Below are 20,710 nucleotides of genomic sequence, written 5' to 3'. Positions count from 1 at the left end.
TTCAAAGAGTCGTACTCTTAAAACACGATTAAAGGCGCCTTGGCAGAGTGGCTATGCAGCGGATTGCAAATCCGTGGACCTCGGTTCGACTCCGGGAGGCGCCTCCAAATTAGAAAGCCCTAGCAGAAATGCTAGGGCTTTTTTGATCTTACCAACATATTCACACCCAGGTTAAGATGTTTATTTAGCCATCTTAAATTGACTTCAGAACATCATTATTTCCTCTGCTAGTTACTTGTTTGTTTGGATTAGTCTCTTGGAATCGACATCTTTAAAGTTGCATTTACACCTAAAAATGAGATTTACACTTAGAATAATACTCACATCACATGTAACGCGGACAAACAAAACACAGGTCATTAATCGCCAACTAATAGCTGCTGTGAATGTGATTAGTGCATTTATTTAATTGCAGATATGGTAACGAAACAGGTTTTTTATGAGTTAATTAATAGTGAATTAGCGCATTAATCGTAATAATGTGACTAAGTTGTAGTCATTCGACAGTGTTTTATAAAAAATAGGTTGCTAAAAGTTATTACATATATACAAATGTAAGGCTTGGCAGGGTGACAGGGTAGGAGCAAAGTCAGATGCGATCAGCAAATTCAGAGTATTTATTAGCAGCGTTGAGAAGCGTTATCAAAAAAAAGGGTAGAACATATAGAGATCTTGCAGATCGCGTTGGTGTTCCTCTCTCTACGTTTAAACGACATCTGTATAGCCCGAGCATTACTCTTGAACGATTACTTGATTATTGCCGTGAAACGGATACTACTCTAGAAGAGCTGCAAAAAATTGCAGTTAAATTGCAGCATGATAATGAAAGCTTCTTCAACCACACTCAAGACGAAATTTTTTATCAGTTCCCGCATCTTTATGATTTCTACCGTGAGTTAAGGCATATTCGAAATCGAGATAGCCACGGCTATATGAAGCAAAAATATGGGTTAGATGATGCCTCGACTTATGGTTATTTGCGAGCTCTAGAAATGTTGGGCTTAGTGAAGTTGACGGATGATAATAAAATTCAACTCAATGGTCCTTTTTACTACCGATTTTCTGATAACTCTAAACTAAGCATTCAATATAAGAACATTCTCAAGGAACAAGCGTTAGATAATCCAAATTGTGTACGAGTAGGGTTCTCAAGAATGAACCTCAAAGAAACACAATTAGAGGCTTTAAATAAATTACTGACTCAAGAAATCCTTAAATATCATACGGAAAACATGAAGGAAGGTGTTGAGAGTGAAAGCGACCTAAGAAATGTCTTATTGTTCGTGACTCCACATGAAACATTAAATTTTTCTGATGGAATTAAACCTCTGCCTAATACCTTCTTAGAACAGATTAGAGATGAAATGGGTAAGTTGGAAAAGTAGAGTTTCATAGACAATAGTTAAGTATCCCTGAGTTAGTACTCAATAAAAAGCAGAGGCAATCATTGCCTCTGCTTTTTTATTGCAGTTAATTAACATTATTGTCGTTATTTTAATTTGTTGAAGTTTGTTTGACTTTGAAACTTATGTAGCCATCACATGACAGGCTGCAAAGTGGTTAAGTGCTCTTTCTTCCAACGCGGGATAACTTTCTTTACATTCACTTTCTGCAAAGCGACACCTTGATGCAAAGTGACAACCCGAAGGAGGGGACATAGGCGAGGGGACATCTCCCTTTAATAATTCCCGTTTTCCTCTTAGTGTTGGATCAGGAAGAGGAATTGAGGAAATCAGTGCTCGTGTATAAGGGTGCTGCGGATTTTCAAAAAGAGTTTGCGTGTCACTCATTTCGACAATTTTACCCAAATACATAACAGCAATGTTGTCTGATATGTGGCGGACTACAGAAAGGTCATGAGCAATGAAGACTAAAGCTAAGTTCATACTTCTCTGCAACTCTAGCAATAAATTGATTATTTGAGATTGCACTGAAACATCTAAAGCCGAGACCGCCTCATCACAGATTATCAATTTGGGATCGAGCGCAATGGCACGAGCAATGCCTATTCTTTGACGTTGACCTCCTGAAAATTCATGTGGATACCGATCCGCTGCGTTTTCAGGCAAACCGACTTTAGTCAAAAGCTCTTTTACCTTTTCTTTGCGTTCTTGTTTTGTTCCCACACCATGAATCTCGAAAGGTTCTTCAATAATACTTCCGACAGTATGACGGCTATTCAAACTCTCCATTGGATCTTGGAAAATGATCTGCATTTCTTTTCGAAGTGAAACCATTTGGCTAGATGAATAATGGGTAATGTCACGGCCATTAAATATTATTTGACCTGAAGTCGGTGTGTGTAATTTAAGTAGAGATCGACCAAGAGAACTTTTACCGCAGCCAGATTCGCCTACTAAACCGAGCGTCTCCCCTGATTTTACAGAAAAAGACACACCATCGACGGCATAAACGTATTTCGTTTTAGTGAAAAGGCCGCCTCTCACTTCATAATGCTGCTTTAAATTAAAGACTTCGAGAATAGTTTTAGCCATTGAGCTCACCTTCTGACTGTAAGAAGCAACTCACATTATGGTTTGTTCCTACAGAAGTTAGTTTAGGGATACTTTGAGCACACTGTTCAGTTTGATACTGGCAGCGGTTTCTAAATCGGCATCCTGACGGCATCTCTCTTAAACTTGGCACTGAACCCGCTATCGTGCCTAATGTTGATTTAGAAATACCATCAATTCTAGGGATAGATTTGAGTAAACCTTGTGTATAGGGATGCTTTGGTGAAGCAAACAATGTGAAAACATCTGCTTTTTCCACCACGTGCCCAGCATACATTACGACAACTTCATCGCAGCTTTCCGCAACCACACCCATGTCATGAGTGATTAAGATCGTCGCCATGTTGCTTTGCTTTTGCATATCACTCATTAAATCCAATATTTGAGCTTGGACAGTGACATCAAGTGCAGTTGTTGGTTCATCTGCAATTAAGATGTCTGGTTTACAAGCCAAGGCAATAGCGATCATCACTCTTTGTCGCATTCCTCCAGACAATTCATGAGGATAAACATTCATTCGCTCTTCAGCCGCAGGAATACCAACCTGTTTTAGCATTTCTATAGCTGCAGTTTTTTGTTGCCTCTTTGAATATTCAGGGCGATGAAGATCAAAGACTTCACAGAGTTGTTTTCCAATCGTATGGACTGGGTTTAAGGCCGTCATTGGATCTTGGAATATCATCGAAATCTCTTTACCACGAGTTTGGTAAAGTTCTTCTGGTTCCATACAGACCAGATCTTTGCCTTTATACAAAATTGAGCCAGATGTTATTTTTCCATATGGATGAGGCAACAGCCCCATAATGGAAGCTGCCGTAACGCTTTTACCACAACCTGACTCACCGACAATGCCTACGGTTTTCCCTTTGACAATATCAAACGAAATACCATCTAAGACTTTTACATCACCTTCATCGGTGGTGAATGTCGTTTCAAGATTATTTATTGATAAAATACAGTCACTATTCATATTATTATTCATCCATTAACCTTGAGTGAATCGCTTTTCGATAAGAGTGACTGCAGGGTAAGATTTTCCTGATTCTAATGCTTCTTGAGTCGCTTTTTTCTCATCAAGGTCTATCCAGAAAAGTCCATATTCCATGCTTTTTGAATCCAAAATATCACGAGATAAAGCCGTACCCACAGTTTCTGGCAGTTTTACATAGCGCCAGTGAGCAGCTCTTGAAAATGGAACTGAGTAGGTAGGGATAACGCAATTACAGTTGGCAATTTGCTCTTGAATTAAACGTGAGAATGTTGCTTTTTTATCGACATCAAATTCAGCGTCATACGACTCAATCAACTCATCCATTTTCGGGTCAGAAAAGTTGGTGAAGTTGTTGGTTTGTGGTTTAGCGTTAGCTGAGTGGAAATATTGCCAATAAGCCGGCATTTGTGGTGCGCCCATCCCAAGGAATGCTGCCTGGTGTTTCTTTTCAAGTAACGACTTAAAGCCTGTTGCACCATCAACCAATTTTAACTCTATTTCGAGACCTGCTTTGCGTGCTTCTTCTTTTAATACAATGACACGTTGAGAATGCATTTTTGACAGGTAAGTTAACGTAATGCTTAATCGATCACCATTTTCATTAATGCGAATGCCATCTTTATCAAGCGTTGAATAACCAGCGAGATCGAAGTATTTATCAGCAAGCTCTAAATCAAAGGCTTTAGCTTTTATCTGTTTATTATCGTAATCACCGAAGCCTGAACCAAAACTTTGTTGATGTGAATAGTCGCCACGTAATGCGATATCGATCATTTTTGGAACGTTCAAAGAGTGGGCGATACCACTACGAAGATTGTCATTTCCCATTTTTTCAGCATTTAGGTTCAACCAAACACCAGCAGCTCCTTGAGGCGACTCATTGAAAAACCATTTCTTTTCGATAAAGCCACGATCGTATAAATCGCCTTTGGCTTTGTCGTGCCAAACAGAAGGGAATACCATGTAATAAGCGTCCAGTTCACCTTTCTCAAAGTACTTAATTGAGATATCAGAATCACGGATCACTTTCAGTAGGATGTTATCTACGTTGTAACGGTGTTGATAATATTTATTACCGTAGCCCCACCAATTATCCACTTTGGATAATTTAACGTACTTACCTTTTTTAATCTTCGCGACTTTATAAGGTCCCGTTACTGGTTCGGCTTTCCAGTTGTAGCGTTTTACAAAATTCTTAGGGATGCCTTTTGGATAAAAATGCGCAGGCTTTGGCAAAATATTGAGACGCATTAGTAATTCATCATTGGCTAATGCATTAGCAGAATGAAGGGCAAATGTATGTTCGTCATAAACGGTAATGTCGGCTATTTTTTTGGTATAGAAATCTTTGTACCATGGTGCTTTAGTATGAGAGCTTCTCATGTAGTCAAAGACAAATCTAAAATCTTCACTTGTGACTGGTTTCCCATCGGTCCATCGCGCACTTTCATCTAATTGAAAGTAAATGGTTTTCTGATCATCCCCGAACGCCCATTTTTTAGCGAGAGAAGGCACAAATTGACGTGTATTTGGGTGTTGCTGAATTAGCGACGGGTTGCCATCCATAATGAAAGCTCTGAAGCTGCCATTCGAGTCAGGACCTACCGTGCGCATTGTAAGGGGGAAGCTAGTAATGTGAACTCGGTAAGTACCACCTTGTTTTGCATTAGGATCGGCAAAAATAGGTTGGTCATTATTCGTTACCCATTCGAGCGATTCAGGTAAGTTTTCAGCTGATGAAACCCCCGGGATTACAAGACAGGCGAACAGCAGAAGTGTCTTAGACATTTTATTCATGTTAGCTCCAAGCTTTATTGTATGAGTGTTTACCGCACTCTTATTCATCTTTTAATGGCAGCAATTCTGTTCTTACGCAGTCGCTAAACAAATAACGAGCGACAAGTGGCATTTACAGTTTTATACATAGCCAAAGAACAGAGTTAAATTAGATATAACGGGTGAATTTCTTAGGATCGAAGGCCTCGCGAACTCCTTCACCGATGAAGGTCACCATGGTTAACACTGAAACGATGGCAAAAACGACAGAGCTAATGATCCAATAAGCGTCTAAGTTCGATTTGCCTTGTTGAAGTAAATCACCCCAGCTTGGGGTAGGGGGCATAAGCCCTAGACCTAAGTAATCCAGTGCGGTTAGCGTTGTGATATTTGCGACAATGCCAAACGGCGCAAGTGTCACGATCATCACCATGGTATTGGGTAAGATGTGTTTAATAATAACTCGGAACATACCCGCACCTTGTGCCCTTGCCGCAGTAACGTATTCACGAGCCTTTTCCTTATAAGTCATGGTACGCATGTACCAAGTGATACTTATCCAACCGAAAAGAACGTTTATGAAAACAAAAAGGAAGAAACTAGGCTGTATAATGGAAACCATAATCATGATGACGTACAAGAATGGGACCATCGACCAAACTTCAATCACTCGTTGCATGACTAGATCAAACCTCCCGCCTAAATATCCCATAAGAGAACCCACGAGTACGCCAATTGTGTAGGAAATGGCTAATGTGAGCATGGCAAACCAAATTGCGATTCTGAAGCCATAGATTAAGCGTGCCAGTACATCTCGGCCTGATTGGTCGGTACCTAAATAATGTTGCTGATCGAATGAAGGCGCTGTTGGCGGGTAGTTAACACCATCAAAGTCTTGCTCATACGGGTCCCAAGGTACAACTGGCATTAGCACCCAGTTACCTTCGTCTTGTACTTTGAATTGCTCTCTTAGCTCACGATAATTCGCTTCGTAATCATAATCCTGTCCAAGAGTGCGCCCAGTGACGACGTGTGTATAAGTCGGGAAGTACCAGTTACCGTCATAAGAAACCATTAGGGCTTTATTATTGACGAATACTTCTGCGATTGAAGACAGAAGTACAAGGGCAGTCAGTACAATAAAAGAATAATAGCTGCGCTTAATAGAACGGAATCGTTTCAGTTTTTTCTTCGTTAAAGGATCAATTTGCATGATTAGCGTCCAAATTTCACTCTTGGGTCTACTGCAGCCACGCATAGGTCAGACAAGATATTGCCGAACATGAGCAGCAGGGATGAAATAGTAAGAATGCCCATTACGACTGGGTAGTCTCGCTCAACAATGGATTCGTATCCTAATAAACCGATACCATCGATATTGAATACCACTTCAATGAGAAATGAGCCCGCAACAAAAACAGAAACCACATTGCCTAAGTGACTGGCAATAGGAATTAGGCTATTTCTAAGTGCGTGCCTTCTTACTGCTTTGTTAAAGGGCAGACCTTTCGCTATCGCGGTTTTTACGTAATCGGCTGCTAGGTTCTCTAGCAAGTTATTTTTCATTGTCATGGTGAGAATGGCGAAGTCACCAATTATGTAACAAATTAGAGGCAATAGAGCGTGCGAAAATAGGTCTCGAACTTGTTGAATGAATGACATTTCATCAAAATCATCACTGATGAATTCACCCATAGGAAACCAGCCTAAATGAAAGGCAAAGAAAGAGATGAGAAATACACCGACCACATAGTTAGGCAGGGCGTAGCCAATAAAAACCATGACTGAGCTGACGTTGTCAAACTTAGAACCATGCTTTATGGCTTTCAAAATGCCTAGAGGAATAGACACGAGATAACTGATAATAAAAGTCCAGAAGCCAAAGAACATGGAAACTGGCAACCTCTCTTCTATCATGTCCCACACCGGCTCGTAGTAACGAGTCGATTCACCAAGATCAAACTGAACTAGTTTGGTTAACCATTCTTGGTAGGCTTCAAAAATTGGTTTATCTAACCCGTAAAACTCATTGAGCTCAGCAATTTGGTCTTCTGATAAAGATTGAGAACCTTGTTGTCCGGCACTGCCGCCATCAATGGATTGGCTTTGCATTTGAGATATCATGCGCTCAACTGGACCGCCAGGGACAAATCGAGTTAGAGCAAAGACTAATAGAGTCACACCGATAAAAGTCGGGATGATGAGTAGCAGCCTTCGGATAAAGTAGGCAAACAATTCAAACTCCTTTATTGAATTCTTATCACACCAAATGAAGGAAGACTGGCTCATGAAGAGCCAGTCTTAATTAACGCTATTGAGAATAGCTATAGTGCTTATTTACGGTAGTTAGTGCTTGTGAGAACAGGCAGTTGCTCAAGTGCATAACGATATTGGATGTATTCTCTTGAACTCCATAACCAGATTGTTTCTGGGTTAATATCGTAGAGTTCTGCTGTATCTGGAGAACGTTGTAGTTCTTCATCAACAATCGTTACGTATTGTTCAGCCCAGTTAAGTAGCGCTGGTAGATACACATCGTCATCTTCGTTTGCTTGGATAGCTTTCCATGCCGCATGCAAGTTGTCTTTACTGTTACAGCGAGTAGGGTTAGCCGTCACGGTAAAGCACTTGTTAGTACGGTCTTCAGTGAACTTAGCTGGTGAGAAGAAAGAACCACGGAACAAAGACTCAAAGTAAGGTGTTTCTTTCAATAGCTCTACAGCCGCCGTGTCACGTAGCATAACCAGTGTGAAGTCATTAACAGTACGAACGCCATTTGCCTTCAAGTTGCTCTTCGTTGTGTAGTTAGTGTCGTCTAGCTTCACTAAGTCATCTTGTTTTCCGTTGATCAAGAGGGCTTTTTCGGCCATACGTTTTGCTAAACCGTTACGACGAGTAACTACATAGTTTCGAGTTTTCAGGCTGAATGTCACACTGCCATTCTCATCAACTGATGCGTCTGGGCTAGTCAGTGAAATATCATCAAGTAGATCTTGTGAGCTATCAGCTAGGCCATATTCTTCTGCATCACCAAACGCTACAAAGTTATTTAGCAGCGCTGAGAACAAAGGTGTAACCGTATTATCAGATAACTGGAAGAATGCCTTCAGGTTATATAGGTACGGTGGTACATCAATGGCTCTCTTGATGTCTGGGCGGTATGCCATAACGGTATTTGCTCTTTCACCATCTTTATCAACAAAGATAGGATCTGGGAATGAGTCCATGCCGTAGCCAAGGTAACCAAGGTAAGTTTTGACCTTCTGTGGTGTACCTTGTGTTCCACTTTGTATGCTAGATACATCGAGTAGGGCAATATTCGATTTATCACGAGCGCTAGAGTAATCACTACGCTTCACAAGCATTTGTGCTGCTACTAGCTTATCTGCCCAAATACCGAACTGATCAACTGCGGTTGAAGAGTTGTTGTATGGGTTGTTTGCTCGCATATTTGCATACGGGCGACCATCACGAGTTTCCGATAGAACTTGGATTCTGTCGCGACTTGAAGCCATGATGTTCACTAGATCTTCGTCAAAACAAGATTCAGGCAGTGTAGTCTTATCTTGTAAGCTCGGACCGTATGAACTCCACAGGTCTGAAAGTGGAATGAATCGAGTTATTTGACCATTGCTAGAAGATACGTTGATCTCACAAACACGATCGGGTGTGCTCATTACTTTCACGAAGAAATCTGCAGCCATCAAGGAAGCATCAAAGGTATCACATACCATTTTTGCACCTTCAGGAAGACCTCTACGAATGTAACCACGAGTACAGTTATCGGTGTAGTAGTTAGCGACACTTTTACCGTAGCTGTCTTCAGAGCCACTTAACTTAGATAGTTGGTAATCAATATCTCCTAAATCGTCAACAACAGAGCGGATTTGGTTAAATTCATACCAGCGCGAATAAGCATAGTTTTGTAATTCGTACTCGTAGAATTGTTCTCTTCCGTCACGTTTGTTTTTAAGGTCATAGCTGTCCCAGTATTTTTGAATACGGAACTCCGTTTGCTCTAAAATATTAGAACCTTCATCAAAGCGATTACAAGTCGTCGTACTTCTTACATTTTCGTCAGTACAGTAATCGAAAGTTTTCATTACAGCTGAAGGGTCTTTGCTTCTTAGTTCTTCTCTAAACTGTTGTACAGAGCCAAGTAAGTAAGCTTGTTCGTCGTTATTTAGCGTTGCGTCGATATCACTCAAACTGCCGTATTTAGTGACAGTTTCGAGAGTTTCAGCTCCTGTCTCTTCGTTAACAACGGTAACTTCTGTTGAATACTCAAGTTGGCGACCGTAACCAAAGCGTAAAGCTGCAATATCGTATTTGCCGTAAATTGGCAGTTCGTCAAAAATTGAAGCGCCGTAATCCATAGCTGAACTGTGCGCTGGCACTTTGTCGTAGCCAAATGCGTTGATTTCGTCTTGTTGGTAGAAGTTCTCTTTATCAGCAGAGCCCATAAAGTTGTGTCGTAAACCAAGGTTATGACCAAGCTCGTGTACTAGTGTTGATTTGTACATGTGCTTAGAAATTTGATTCGTTACGATTTCTTGCTGTTCAGCAGAAAGTTTTGTCCACTTCTTAAGTTTTGTGTTCACTTTGTCAGCGTAATCAGCCGCAGCAGGATCAAGGTCTGAGTTATCGAAGTAACCATCGGCAAGGTAATCAATGCCTTTGATAAGACCTTTAGACTTTGTGCTAACCCACATGAATTCTTCTGAATACATGTTTTGGCTCGCCATTTCTTCCATTGCTAGATGACGTTTTGCTAAGTTTTTGCTGAAGCTGCCGTCAGGCTGTTGATCTGGTCTTAACCACTGAGTATAGCCATTAGAAAAGTTTGGTTCGCTTGCTACTGCAATAGGGAGTGAATCAGACATCGCTGTTGTCTGCTGAGCAACTAAGTTGTCTTCAACACCTGCAAAACCAGTGCTGACTGGAGTTGTCGGCGCAGTAGAATCTTCTGGATCTGGCTGGGCTGGAACAAACTCATCCGGGCGATCAATTTCACCACGGTTATAGTGCATAGTCAGCTGGTTCCACATTCTACGTGAAGATGCACGAATAACGCCTGCATATTGGTTTACATGAGCGTGTACAATCTCACCAGTCAGCGGGTTGGTAGCCGATGGACCATAACCCAGTAGACCACTATCTACAGGATCAGTAATTAGGTTAAATACGTTATAACGAAGATCACCAGTATGGACACCAGCTGGCTCAGTTTTGTTCACGATATTGATTGTCGGAACACCAGAACCTTGTAAAACGGTATTGATTTCGTTGATGGTTTCAATCGTTGCATCAAGGAATAACTTGCTGTCTTCTTCGAAGTAGCTATCACTCAAGTAATAGTTAATATCTTCTTTAGGGTTAAATCGGTTAAGAAGGCGGAATTTTTGCCCTTGAAGACCAATTTCACCTGAAGCAGAACGTTCAATTTTTTCATCGTTGAAGAAGCCATAGCGAGATGAATCACGACCTGGGTATTGAACCGTCTCATAGTCGCTACTTGCCACTGAATCTAGCTTAACCAAAGAATAGAAAAAGCGAGTTTTAAAAGAAAGGTTTTCTAGGTCATAGCCAAACTTGTAGGCATCATCTGGTTTTGCTGTGAAAGTGCGCTCAACTTCTACATTGATCGTGCCAGTCTCATGATCGTACTCCCAGTGAGTTAGCTGAGGATCGGCTGTTTCTTCAACATCAGATGATGTGTACCAAGCATCAACACTGTCTACCGCAAGAGATTGAATATTGGCAAAGTCAGGAGTGAAGTGAGAAGCATTTTTCCAATCTGTATCAGCATCTTCATTCAGCTCTTCTTTGTTGGTACATTCATCGAAGCTATTTTCTGCACAACGATATTGCTCAAATGTACCTGGAATCTTTAGAACAGGAGCTTGGTTAATGACATCTGTGTAACGCGTATCTTCACCGGTTCGAATGGTGTCACGATCCACTTCTTCAGCAAGGATACCGTTAGTTTTATCAAAACGTAGTTTGACTAGTTTTGGTGTACCCTGAAAAAATCCACGTTGGCTGGTGGCATAACGAGGCGTAGCACCAGTAGAAGGCATATACAGCCAAAGTGCTTCAGTATCTAGAGATTGTGTTGTGATTTGCTCTTGTGCACGAGGAACGGCTTCATAGCTGCGTTCTTCAGCACCACATCCATAGAGAGCAATGCTCACTACCGATGCAATAGCCAGTTTCTTAAACATATTATTTCACCTTGATATCGGGTTAATAGTTATAATTTAACGTGAGGTAATAGGTCGGGTTTTTTAGATCAAACAGAGTGTTTAACGGGCTTGGACCTCTATCCGGATCATAATAAGTGGCACTGTTGGTCATTCCCAAAGCACTACTAAAATTGTCCGTAAATTGGTAGCCAATTTCTGTTGCGTGAGTCAGTTTTGGCGAGTAGCTAGTGCCTCTATAACTCCAAGAAGTTGAACTAACAAAGTTGATATTGAAGAACCAATCATTTACCGAGTAGTCGATAGCGAAAGCATTGCTTAGGCGGTACTCTTCTAAAGGTAAACTTCCAACCGTTGTATATTTATGAAAGTTCTTTCTTAAGCGAACGGCATCGCTTATTTGAAGGCCTTCTAATATATTGTCTAATTCGATGGTGAATTTAATATCACCTCGAATTGCAGTCTGAAGATCTGTTTGTTTAGATAGGTCAGAAACTGGAATAAGAATTCGAGAGCCAACAGCCATAGAAATATAATCGGTTGGTTCCCATAAGTTTTTCTTAGTTGCAGTTAGCCATATATCATCCCAATAATCACCGCGTAAATCGTCATAGCTGTGATAACCAGAAAAGTTGGCTGTAAAATATACATCTGGATCATAGTTATAAATAATTGACGCGTTAGCAGAAAGGTTTCGATCAGATAAATGGCTACTGTCTTCATAACCATTTCTGCTGTAATCGAGACCTAAAGAAAGTTCCCAAGTTTGAAGTTGGTCTTCCTCTATTTCTGCATTTGATAATTCTTCGGCATGAAGGGCGGTTGACATTAAAGCTGACGCAATAATGCAACTGAGTGTATTGAGTTTCATGATGTGCCCATTCCCTGTGTAGATCGTTCCATTCGTTTCCGCTCCATGCGTTACGAACTTTTTATCACTGCTCTTAATTGAGGGAATAGATAATAATCGGTCTAGAGAGTCCTTGATAATCCTATTTAGAAAGTACCACCTGATTGATTCATTAGTCTTATATGATGAAACCAATTATTTGTCGCGTTATTTACTATGTTTCACCTAGTTATTAAGGGTTGGTGGTTTATGTTGCTTGTTGATCTAAAGGTAGATTTAATGGTTACCTTTTGTGGTGATTATGGTTTTTATGAGTGATTGGGTGCTGTTTTGTCTCAATCTATTATTAAATTAAGCATCAACACACTTATAAATTGAGTTGGTGATATTTTAGACACGTATTTGCGCATTATTATGGAAGGGAATGTGGACGGATAACATTAGCGAAAATTAATTTAATAGTTACTTAAGTAATAGTTGATCTTTATTTCTATTAATAATTAAGTATTGATAAAAACAGCGACCAATAATAAATTGATCGTTGTTTTTATATGGCATTGCGTTAATTTCAGCAATGATGAAGTTTTGCTAAATTGAATCGAGAGGTTAATCTATATTCGTTGGTCATTAGACTTAATTTATTGTCAACTAAACTCGCACTTAACACACATTATTCACTATCAATAACCTTATTTCGCAGCCAATTAACGCAATTGATTAGCTTCTGAATTGATTCATAAGTCTTCGTAATTGCTCGATATCATCAACAAGCTTTCGAGTTCTATTAATGGATAATGATGATGTTTCTGCTGTAGAAGAGGCAAGAGAACGAATTCGCGTGATATTAGTATTGATTTCTTTTGTCACTGTTGACTGTTGATCAACGGCTGCTGCTATTTGGTGGCTACTATCGGCAACTTCATCTAGGCGCTTATATATGTCTGTTAACACTTGCCCTGTGCTGTCTGCACGTTGTTTACATTGAACAGACAACTCACTTCCTTTTTGCATGGTTTGTACTGCATTATCTGCTGTAGATTGAAGCTGACTAATCATTAAATGAATTTCACTTGCTGAAGAACCTGTTTTAGATGCTAAGTTTCTTACTTCATCGGCTACTACCGCAAAGCCTCGACCTGCTTCACCTGCACGTGCCGCCTCAATAGCAGCATTTAATGCAAGTAAATTGGTTTGATCAGAAATGGCACTGATGACATCCAAAATGCTATCAATCTTTTTGCTATCTTGTGCTAGTTGATAAATCACATTTTTCGATTCTTCTAATTCTAAAGCAAGTGAATCTACCGCTTGGATGGTTTCGGTGATGCTTTGAAGCCCTTCTTTTGATTTATTACTGGCTTCTGAAGTCAGTGTAGAGGATGAAGTTGCACTGGTTGAAACTTCATTAATTGAATAGGTTAACTCTTCAATTGCAGTGGCTACTTGTTCGGTTTCTAGGCATTGCTGATCAATGCTTGTATCTATCGTTTGTATCGTTGCGAACTCATCTTCAGCAGATTGAAGTATTTTAGATGCAGTATCTTCCGCTCGTGCTGATACAGCACGAAGTTGTGCTGATTTCATCATTAAAGCAAGTTGGATTTGAGAAAAGTCATCTTGGAAACCAGTGTATGGTTTTTCCATTAACTCATTATCATACGTTTGTTTAGATAAAGTGGAGATATGTCTTAGCCTAGCAACAAAACGAGTTAAACAGGCTGCGAGTAAAAGATTACAAGCAAATAATGATGCTAACCCAGTTAATTGGTTTACGAAGATGAATAGGGAAGGGACCAAAGTGACATTCAAAATCGTTAGTCCGATGATCAGCTTTAGGTATGAGATGCGTTTAGTTGAGGTTGAGAGATTATTTCTGAGGCGAGAATATAAAGTTTCCGCTCGATCCACCTGATCCGATGAAGGCTTTGAACGCACCGACTGGAACTCAATAATATTGCCCTGTTCATCTTTTATTGGCGTGACAAAAGCTGAGACCCAATAATGTTCATTTTCCTTACATTTGTTTTTAACAAGCCCCATCCAGCTTTTTCCAGCATTTAAATATGACCACATCTGTTTAAAAGCTGATTTAGGCATATCAGAGTGTCTAACAAGATTATGGGCTTTACCTAGTATCTCACTCTCTTGATACCCTGCAATAGAACAAAAATCATCATTTGCATAAGTGACATAACTGTCGGGGTCAGTAGTAGATATTAAATTGGCAGCTGGAGGGAAATCTTTGTTGGCTGTGTTATCTGTCGTCATCCTAACTTCACTTTTCTTTTAATGGTTAAAAACGACGCAGAAATATCATACGAGTTCATGTCTCTATATGATTGAAATCAATTTGATTTTTATATTCACGAAATGAATAGGTGCAAAATAAGTTTTCGTGATCGAAACCTGTCAAATTTTTGGAATCAGCCTCTCAAGTTTAACGGGTTACAATGCTGTTTATGGTCAAAATAATTTGGATGGGTAAGCGAATTACGAATTAATCGATATATTTTGACTTATTATTCTACAAAGTGAGTTTTATCAAGCTGCTTATTAATTTTTGTTAATCTAAATAAAAACCATTGTCATTTGAGTGTTGTTTATGTAGTCTGTTTTGAAAGATTACAACATTTCTCTTCAAGACTTTAATCTCATAAAACAGCCTTAAACCCCAATATAACTGAGGTTATTCGTTTGCTTTGCCTCTTTTTTGAACGCTTCTACCTCTTTTGTCCTACCCCTTTAGGGTAGTTTGTTTTCGTAATTGATTTACATCATATTTTCATTTTCTTTCATAATTCATTATTCGCTCAGTTAAGAAATATATAACCTTCAGGAATTCTTATGAGCAAGATGAAGCTAGTCGTAATCGGTAACGGGATGGTCGGTCATCGCTATATCGAAGATTTAGTAGAGAAGACAGATGTAGCTAACATGGACATCACAGTATTCTGTGAAGAGCCACGTGTAGCTTACGATCGTGTACACCTTTCTTCATATTTTTCACACCACACTGCGGACGAACTTTCTTTAGTTAAAGAAGGCTTCTACGAGAAACACGGCATCAACATGCTAATCGGTGAACGTGCAATTAACGTTAACCGTGAAAAGAAAACAGTTTACTCAAGCACTGGTCGTGAAATTCAATACGACAAACTGATTCTTGCAACTGGCTCTTTCCCATTTGTACCGCCTATTAAAGGGCATGAAGGGAAAGATTGTTTTGTATACCGCACAATCGAAGATTTGAAAGCGATTGAAGCAACCGCTAAAAACTCTAAATCTGGTGTTGTTGTTGGTGGTGGTTTACTTGGTCTTGAAGCTGCTGGTGCACTAAAAGCGCTTGGCGTAACGACTCATGTTGTTGAGTTTGCTCCTAAGTTGATGGCTGAACAGCTTGACTTGGCAGGTGGTAATCAGCTTCGTCAGAAAATCGAACGTATGGGCGTAAACGTTCATACAAGTAAGAACACGCTTGAGATTGCTCCTGAAGGCACAGAAGCTCGTAACGTTATGCGTTTTGCAGACGGTACAGAATTAGAAACTGATTTCATCGTATTCTCTGCAGGTATTCGCCCACAAGACAAACTTGCTCGTCAAATGGGTCTAGGTATTGCCCCTCGTGGTGGTATCGAGATTAATGATCACTGTCAAACGACAGATAAAGATATCTACGCTATCGGTGAGTGTGCGTCTTGGAACCAAACGTTTTACGGGCTAGTGGCTCCTGGTTACAAGATGGCGACAGTAGCGGTTGACCACGTTGTTGGTAACGAAAGCACGTTTGAAGGTGCTGACATGTCTGCGAAGCTGAAGCTTCTAGGCGTAAAAGTAGGTTCAATCGGTGATGCAAACGGCCGTACACCTGGCTGTAAGAGCTACGTTTACCAAAACGAAGAGCAAGAAGTTTATAAACGCCTAATTGTTTCTGAAGACAACAAGAAGCTTCTTGGTGCTGTGATGGTTGGCGATACTTCTGACTACGGCGACCTTCTTCAACTTATGTTGAACGAGATTGACCTACCAGAACACCCAGACGCTCTGATTCTTCCAGCGCACGCGGGTGGTGAAAAACCAACGCTTGGCGCTGACTCATTACCAGAAACTGCTGTTATTTGTTCTTGTTTCGACGTGACCAAAGGCAAAATTGCTCAAGCTGTAGCTGAAGGTCACCATACCATTGGTGATATCAAAGCAGTGACTGGCGCAGGCACAGGTTGTGGTGGTTGTATCCCACTTGTGACTTCAGTATTAAACGCTGAACTTGCTAAAGCTGGTGTGGAAGTTAAGAACGACGTATGTGAGCACTTTGCTTATTCTCGCCAAGAGCTTTTCCACTTGATTCGTATTGAAGAAATCAAAACATTCGATGAGCTGTTAGAAAAATACGGCAAGGGTTACGGCTGTGAAGTATGTAAACCTCTAGCGGGTTCTATTCTTGCTTCTTGCTGGGGTGAACATATCCTTAAACCTGAGCTAGTGAAGCTTCATGATACCAATGACAACTTCCTAGGTAATATCCAAAAAGATGGTACTTACTCAGTTATTCCTCGTATGGCTGGTGGTGAAGTAACGCCTCAAGCTCTGAGCGTTCTTGCTGATGTTGCGGCTGAATACAATCTGTATACGAAGATCACTGGTGCTCAACGTATCGGTCTATTTGGTGCTCAAAAAGATGACTTACCAGCAATCTGGAAAAAGTTAATCGCAGCAGGTTACGAAACTGGTCAAGCTTACGCTAAAGCACTGCGTATGGCGAAGACATGTGTAGGTTCAACTTGGTGTCGTTACGGTGTTCAAGATTCTGTTGGTCTAGGCGTGATGATTGAGAACCGCTACAAAGGTATCCGTACTCCTCATAAGATGAAGTTCGGTGTATCTGGCTGTACTCGTGAGTGTGCTGAAGCTCAAGGTAAAGACTTAGGTATTATCGCGACTGACGCAGGTTGGAACATGTACGTTTGTGGTAACGGTGGTATGAAGCCTCGTCATGCAGATTTACTTGCAAGTGACTTAGACCAAGAAACATTATTGAAATACATTGACCGCTTCATGATGTTCTACATTCGTACGGCTGCTCCACTACAACGTACATCAGTATGGATGGACAACCTAGAAGGTGGCGTGGATTACTTACGTGAAGTGATTGTAGACAACAAACTTGGCATCAATGATCAACTTGAAGCGGACGTAGCTGCTCTAGTGGGTAATTTCGCTTGCGAATGGACCGACACGATTAACGACGAAGCTCAACTTAAACGCTTCTCGCACTTCATCAATGCTGATGACCGTGATGACAACGTAGTATTTGTTGAAGATGGTCGTGAACAACACCGCCCTGCAACATTTACAGAAAAACACCCAGAAGCGAAGGGCGATATCCTTCACGTTGAACTGGTTTAATTGGGAGACGACATCATGGCATTTACCAAAGTTTGTAAGATCGAAGACATTGTTCCAGGTACGGGTGTATGTGCGTTGGTTGCTGGTGAGCAAGTAGCAATCTTCCGTCCAACCAAAGCGGAAGAAGTGTTTGCAATTAGTAATACAGACCCTTTCTTTCAATCAAACGTTTTATCTCGTGGTTTAACGGTTGAGCACAAAGGGGAGCTTTGGGTGGCAAGCCCACTTAAAAAGCAACGCTTTAACCTAGTAACAGGTGTGTGCATGGAAGACGAGCAGTTTAGCGTTAAAGCGTATAAAGCTCGTGTGACTAAAGGTGCTGTTGAAATCTCAGCATAATCAAAATTCGGCTTTGCTTAAGTTGAGCCAGTTTAAGATTCGATAGTTCAAGGGTTCTAGTTCCCGACATTGCCTTAGTTCGGCAATTAGAACCTTTTCCTATCCGATTTTAACTTTTAAATTTAACTTTTAAGGACAATTTTATGTCTCCTGATTTCAAACCAGCTGAATTCGTTCAAACCATGATTGATGTGGGTGAAGCAAAAACTAAAACAAGTACTCGCGATCTTCTGATTCGAAGCACAATGGCTGGTATCATTCTTTCTCTAGCGGTTGTTGTTGCTATTACAACCATCGTACAAACAGGCATTGGCATTGTGGGCGCACTAGTGTTCCCAGTGGGTTTCGTAATCTTGAGTGTTATGGGCTACGATCTAGTAACAGGCGTATTTGGTCTTGCACCTTTAGCTAAATTTGATAACCGCCCTGGCATTACTTGGGGTCGTATCTTACGTTGTTGGGGTATCGTTGGTCTTGGTAACCTTATTGGTTCTCTTATTGTTGCTTTTCTAGTTGCGATTTCACTAACGGGTAACTTTTCTTTAGAGCCAAACGCAGTTGCTCAAAAGTTCATTGCTGTATCTACGGGGCGTAGCTTAGGTTTTGAAAATATGGGAATGGACGGATGGATTACTTGTTTCGTTCGCGGTATTTTCTGTAACTTAATGGTTTGCCTGGGTGTGATTGGTAACATGACGGCACGTACCGTTACTGGTCGTGTAGCAATGATGTGGTTCCCAATCTTCATCTTCTTTGCACTGGTATTTGAGCACACAGTAGTAAACATGTTCCTATTCCCACTGGGCATGATTCTGGGCGCTGATTTTGGTATCGCGACATGGTTGAACTTCAACCTTATCCCTACAATCCTAGGTAACATTGTTGGTGGTCTACTGTTCACATGTATTCCTCTATACTTAACTCATGCTAAGACTGCTCCTTCTTTAGACGCTAAGTAATTCTGAATACGGTGAAACGTAATTTAGTATGAGATTAAAAGCCCCAACAAAGTGTTTGGGGCTTTTTAGTTTAGGTCATCCCAATTTGGCAAATGAGTTCATTTACATTGAACGAAATTCACGCAATAGATTGTTTTGTTATAAATATTTCTATCTTAGTTAGTATTTAGTCAGAATATTTATTTCAACAACTGATAATCTAAGTGTTAAGGATTTGGATAAGCCGTAAAGAATACAGCGGCTTATCGCATAGATTAAAGCTTGATTTAAAACAAGCAAACCTTCGGAGCGCAGCATGTCAGAAGTATCGTCATCGAATGTTAAAGAAGTAAGCAAAGGATTTGTTTCATTAGTAGGTGCAGGTCCGGGTGACCCAGACCTCCTCACATTAAAAGCCGCACGTGTTATTCAACAAGCTGATGTGGTGGTTTATGATCGCTTAGTATCGAAAGATATATTAGCCATGGCTAACTCAGATGCAGAGATGCTATATGTGGGAAAAAAACTCGATCATCACTGTGTACCACAAGATCAAATCAATCAATTGCTAGTGACTAAAGCACAAGAGAATAAGCTGGTTGTCCGCTTGAAAGGTGGAGACTCATTCATCTTTGGTCGTGGTGGGGAAGAGTGTGAAACTCTAGCAGAAAACAATGTGAGATTTGAAGTTGTACCTGGTATTACTGCTGCCGCAGGTGCTACTGCGTATGCGGGAATCCCATTAACACATCGTGACCACGCTCAAAGTGTTCAATTCATCACAGGTCACCTGAAGAAGGACGGTGAAGATATTGATTGGCGCTCTCTTGCTCAACATAATCACACAATCGTGTTCTATATGGGGCTAAAAGAAAGCCCTAATATTCAGAAAAATTTACTGGATAATGGAATGCGTGCTGATATGCCTGTTGCCATTATTGAAAATGGAACACGCAAAGAACAAAAGGTTTATCGAGGCGGTCTACAAGATTTATCAAACCTAGCTGCACAAGCTAAAAGCCCAGCTCTGATTGTTGTTGGAAGTGTGGCTCAACTTCATGAAAAACTGGCTTGGTTTAATGAGCAATAAATGGCGACACTTGTTTAGTTAAAGTTGCCTAGTGACAGTTCAAATTAAGATAACAAGATTAAACTCAAATATTGCAGTGGCTAGCACGTCGCTGCATTTCTTGTTTCCTCATTGGCATTTCATCGATTAAATCAGTTAAACCCTGCCAATTAGTTTCTCCATCCCACCTGTGCTTTTCTTCTCCATCTTTACCTATCAAAATTGCAGTATGTGATCCTTCCGGAATTTGGTAAATGTTCGCAACAGATTCAATGTTGAATGCTTCGTCGAACCACTGCGGAACAGTGTATCCATCTTCCGTAATCACAATGGTTACAATGTCACGCTCTTTGAGCTGGCAATTATTGATGAGAACGCCTTTAAGAAATGATTTCACCATTGAATCTTGGCTGGGAGCAAAATAGATAACACTTCTATGTTCCAAGTAGTGCCCGTAAGCAGGATAACTGTTGGCTTGACCTGCATAAAGGCTGACCACTAATAGAGCGAGCATGAACTTAACCATAATCTAGCCTCAATAAACTAAAAGTAGATATACGTTAAGTGTAGCTAATAGGTTCAATATTGTTCATGGATGCCACATTAGCGAAAGCTACTCGCAATTTTG

14 protein-coding genes and 1 tRNA gene are annotated in these 20,710 nt (G+C 40.6%); 6 read left to right on the top strand and 9 right to left on the bottom strand.

Annotation, left to right across the window (positions count from 1 at the left end):
- Nucleotides 1–33: 33 nt before the first annotated feature.
- Nucleotides 34–107, top strand: a tRNA-Cys gene (locus L4C37_RS19650).
- A gap of 486 nt (nucleotides 108–593) precedes the next feature.
- Entirely contained in the window at nucleotides 594–1,385 is a 792-nt protein-coding gene (locus L4C37_RS19645; protein WP_137374338.1) for a helix-turn-helix domain-containing protein, read from the top strand.
- Nucleotides 1,386–1,526: 141 nt separating this feature from the next.
- Here L4C37_RS19645 and L4C37_RS19640 read toward each other — a convergent pair whose 3' ends face one another.
- From L4C37_RS19640 to L4C37_RS19605, 8 genes are all read right to left on the bottom strand, one after another.
- On the bottom strand, nucleotides 1,527–2,495 hold the full coding sequence (locus L4C37_RS19640; RefSeq protein ID WP_429769562.1) for an ABC transporter ATP-binding protein: 969 nt from the start codon (nucleotides 2,493–2,495) through the stop codon (nucleotides 1,527–1,529).
- Nucleotides 2,488–3,483, bottom strand: a complete 996-nt coding sequence (locus L4C37_RS19635; protein ID WP_137374378.1) for an ABC transporter ATP-binding protein — start codon at nucleotides 3,481–3,483, stop codon at nucleotides 2,488–2,490. Before L4C37_RS19635 ends, L4C37_RS19640 begins: the two co-directional genes overlap by 8 nt.
- Nucleotides 3,484–3,498: 15 nt before the next feature.
- Nucleotides 3,499–5,301, bottom strand: coding sequence for an extracellular solute-binding protein (locus tag L4C37_RS19630; RefSeq protein WP_429769560.1), 1,803 nt, complete (start codon nucleotides 5,299–5,301; stop codon nucleotides 3,499–3,501).
- 148 nt (nucleotides 5,302–5,449) lie between these two features.
- On the bottom strand, nucleotides 5,450–6,493 hold the full coding sequence (locus tag L4C37_RS19625) for an ABC transporter permease (protein ID WP_429769558.1): 1,044 nt from the start codon (nucleotides 6,491–6,493) through the stop codon (nucleotides 5,450–5,452).
- 2 nt (nucleotides 6,494–6,495) lie between these two features.
- Nucleotides 6,496–7,515 carry an ABC transporter permease subunit gene (locus L4C37_RS19620; RefSeq protein ID WP_137374334.1) on the bottom strand — a complete coding sequence of 340 codons (1,020 nt, stop codon included), beginning with the start codon at nucleotides 7,513–7,515 and terminating at the stop codon, nucleotides 6,496–6,498.
- Between the two features lie 98 nt (nucleotides 7,516–7,613).
- The gene (locus L4C37_RS19615; protein ID WP_429769556.1) at nucleotides 7,614–11,504 is read right to left on the bottom strand and encodes a zinc-dependent metalloprotease; all 3,891 of its coding nucleotides are present in this window, start codon (nucleotides 11,502–11,504) and stop codon (nucleotides 7,614–7,616) included.
- A gap of 22 nt (nucleotides 11,505–11,526) precedes the next feature.
- Nucleotides 11,527–12,354 carry a hypothetical protein gene (locus L4C37_RS19610; RefSeq protein ID WP_273295212.1) on the bottom strand — a complete coding sequence of 276 codons (828 nt, stop codon included), beginning with the start codon at nucleotides 12,352–12,354 and terminating at the stop codon, nucleotides 11,527–11,529.
- Nucleotides 12,355–13,050: 696 nt separating this feature from the next.
- On the bottom strand, nucleotides 13,051–14,601 hold the full coding sequence (locus tag L4C37_RS19605; RefSeq protein WP_429769554.1) for a methyl-accepting chemotaxis protein: 1,551 nt from the start codon (nucleotides 14,599–14,601) through the stop codon (nucleotides 13,051–13,053).
- 576 nt (nucleotides 14,602–15,177) lie between these two features.
- Between L4C37_RS19605 and nirB the strand changes: the two genes are divergently transcribed.
- From nirB to cobA, 4 genes are all read left to right on the top strand, one after another.
- Nucleotides 15,178–17,736 (top strand): nitrite reductase large subunit NirB, encoded by a 2,559-nt coding sequence (gene nirB, locus L4C37_RS19600; protein WP_273295267.1) that lies wholly within the window; start codon nucleotides 15,178–15,180, stop codon nucleotides 17,734–17,736.
- A gap of 15 nt (nucleotides 17,737–17,751) precedes the next feature.
- Nucleotides 17,752–18,075, top strand: coding sequence for a nitrite reductase small subunit NirD (nirD, locus tag L4C37_RS19595; RefSeq protein WP_429769552.1), 324 nt, complete (start codon nucleotides 17,752–17,754; stop codon nucleotides 18,073–18,075).
- Between the two features lie 143 nt (nucleotides 18,076–18,218).
- Complete coding sequence (locus L4C37_RS19590; protein WP_137374328.1) at nucleotides 18,219–19,034, top strand: formate/nitrite transporter family protein; 816 nt, start codon at nucleotides 18,219–18,221, stop codon at nucleotides 19,032–19,034.
- Between the two features lie 295 nt (nucleotides 19,035–19,329).
- A complete protein-coding gene (gene cobA, locus L4C37_RS19585) occupies nucleotides 19,330–20,103 on the top strand; it encodes a uroporphyrinogen-III C-methyltransferase (RefSeq protein WP_137374327.1) in 774 nt (257 codons plus the stop codon).
- A 64-nt stretch (nucleotides 20,104–20,167) separates the two neighbouring features.
- Here cobA and L4C37_RS19580 read toward each other — a convergent pair whose 3' ends face one another.
- Nucleotides 20,168–20,596, bottom strand: a complete 429-nt coding sequence (locus L4C37_RS19580; RefSeq protein WP_338117241.1) for a DUF4174 domain-containing protein — start codon at nucleotides 20,594–20,596, stop codon at nucleotides 20,168–20,170.
- Nucleotides 20,597–20,710 lie beyond the last annotated feature (114 nt).

It is taken from the genome of Vibrio kagoshimensis (assembly GCF_050337535.1).
Lineage (GTDB): Bacteria > Pseudomonadota > Gammaproteobacteria > Enterobacterales > Vibrionaceae > Vibrio > Vibrio gallaecicus.
The sequence above is the reverse complement of the archived record's forward strand: the minus strand, read 5'-3'. Positions and strand labels throughout refer to the sequence as shown.

Excerpts from the sequence above, each read along its gene's own strand:
- L4C37_RS19630 (WP_429769560.1), bottom strand. The coding sequence starts at position 5,301 with ATGAATAAAATGTCTAAGACACTTCTGCTGTTCGCCTGTCTTGTAATC.
- L4C37_RS19635 (WP_137374378.1), bottom strand. The coding sequence starts at position 3,483 with ATGAATAGTGACTGTATTTTATCAATAAATAATCTTGAAACGACATTC.
- L4C37_RS19590 (WP_137374328.1), top strand. The coding sequence starts at position 18,219 with ATGTCTCCTGATTTCAAACCAGCTGAATTCGTTCAAACCATGATTGAT.
- L4C37_RS19610 (WP_273295212.1), bottom strand. The coding sequence starts at position 12,354 with ATGAAACTCAATACACTCAGTTGCATTATTGCGTCAGCTTTAATGTCA.
- L4C37_RS19645 (WP_137374338.1), top strand. The coding sequence starts at position 594 with ATGCGATCAGCAAATTCAGAGTATTTATTAGCAGCGTTGAGAAGCGTT.
- L4C37_RS19640 (WP_429769562.1), bottom strand. The coding sequence starts at position 2,495 with ATGGCTAAAACTATTCTCGAAGTCTTTAATTTAAAGCAGCATTATGAA.
- L4C37_RS19605 (WP_429769554.1), bottom strand. The coding sequence starts at position 14,601 with ATGACGACAGATAACACAGCCAACAAAGATTTCCCTCCAGCTGCCAAT.
- L4C37_RS19580 (WP_338117241.1), bottom strand. The coding sequence starts at position 20,596 with ATGCTCGCTCTATTAGTGGTCAGCCTTTATGCAGGTCAAGCCAACAGT.
- L4C37_RS19615 (WP_429769556.1), bottom strand. The coding sequence starts at position 11,504 with ATGTTTAAGAAACTGGCTATTGCATCGGTAGTGAGCATTGCTCTCTAT.
- cobA (WP_137374327.1), top strand. The coding sequence starts at position 19,330 with ATGTCAGAAGTATCGTCATCGAATGTTAAAGAAGTAAGCAAAGGATTT.
- nirD (WP_429769552.1), top strand. The coding sequence starts at position 17,752 with ATGGCATTTACCAAAGTTTGTAAGATCGAAGACATTGTTCCAGGTACG.
- L4C37_RS19625 (WP_429769558.1), bottom strand. The coding sequence starts at position 6,493 with ATGCAAATTGATCCTTTAACGAAGAAAAAACTGAAACGATTCCGTTCT.
- nirB (WP_273295267.1), top strand. The coding sequence starts at position 15,178 with ATGAGCAAGATGAAGCTAGTCGTAATCGGTAACGGGATGGTCGGTCAT.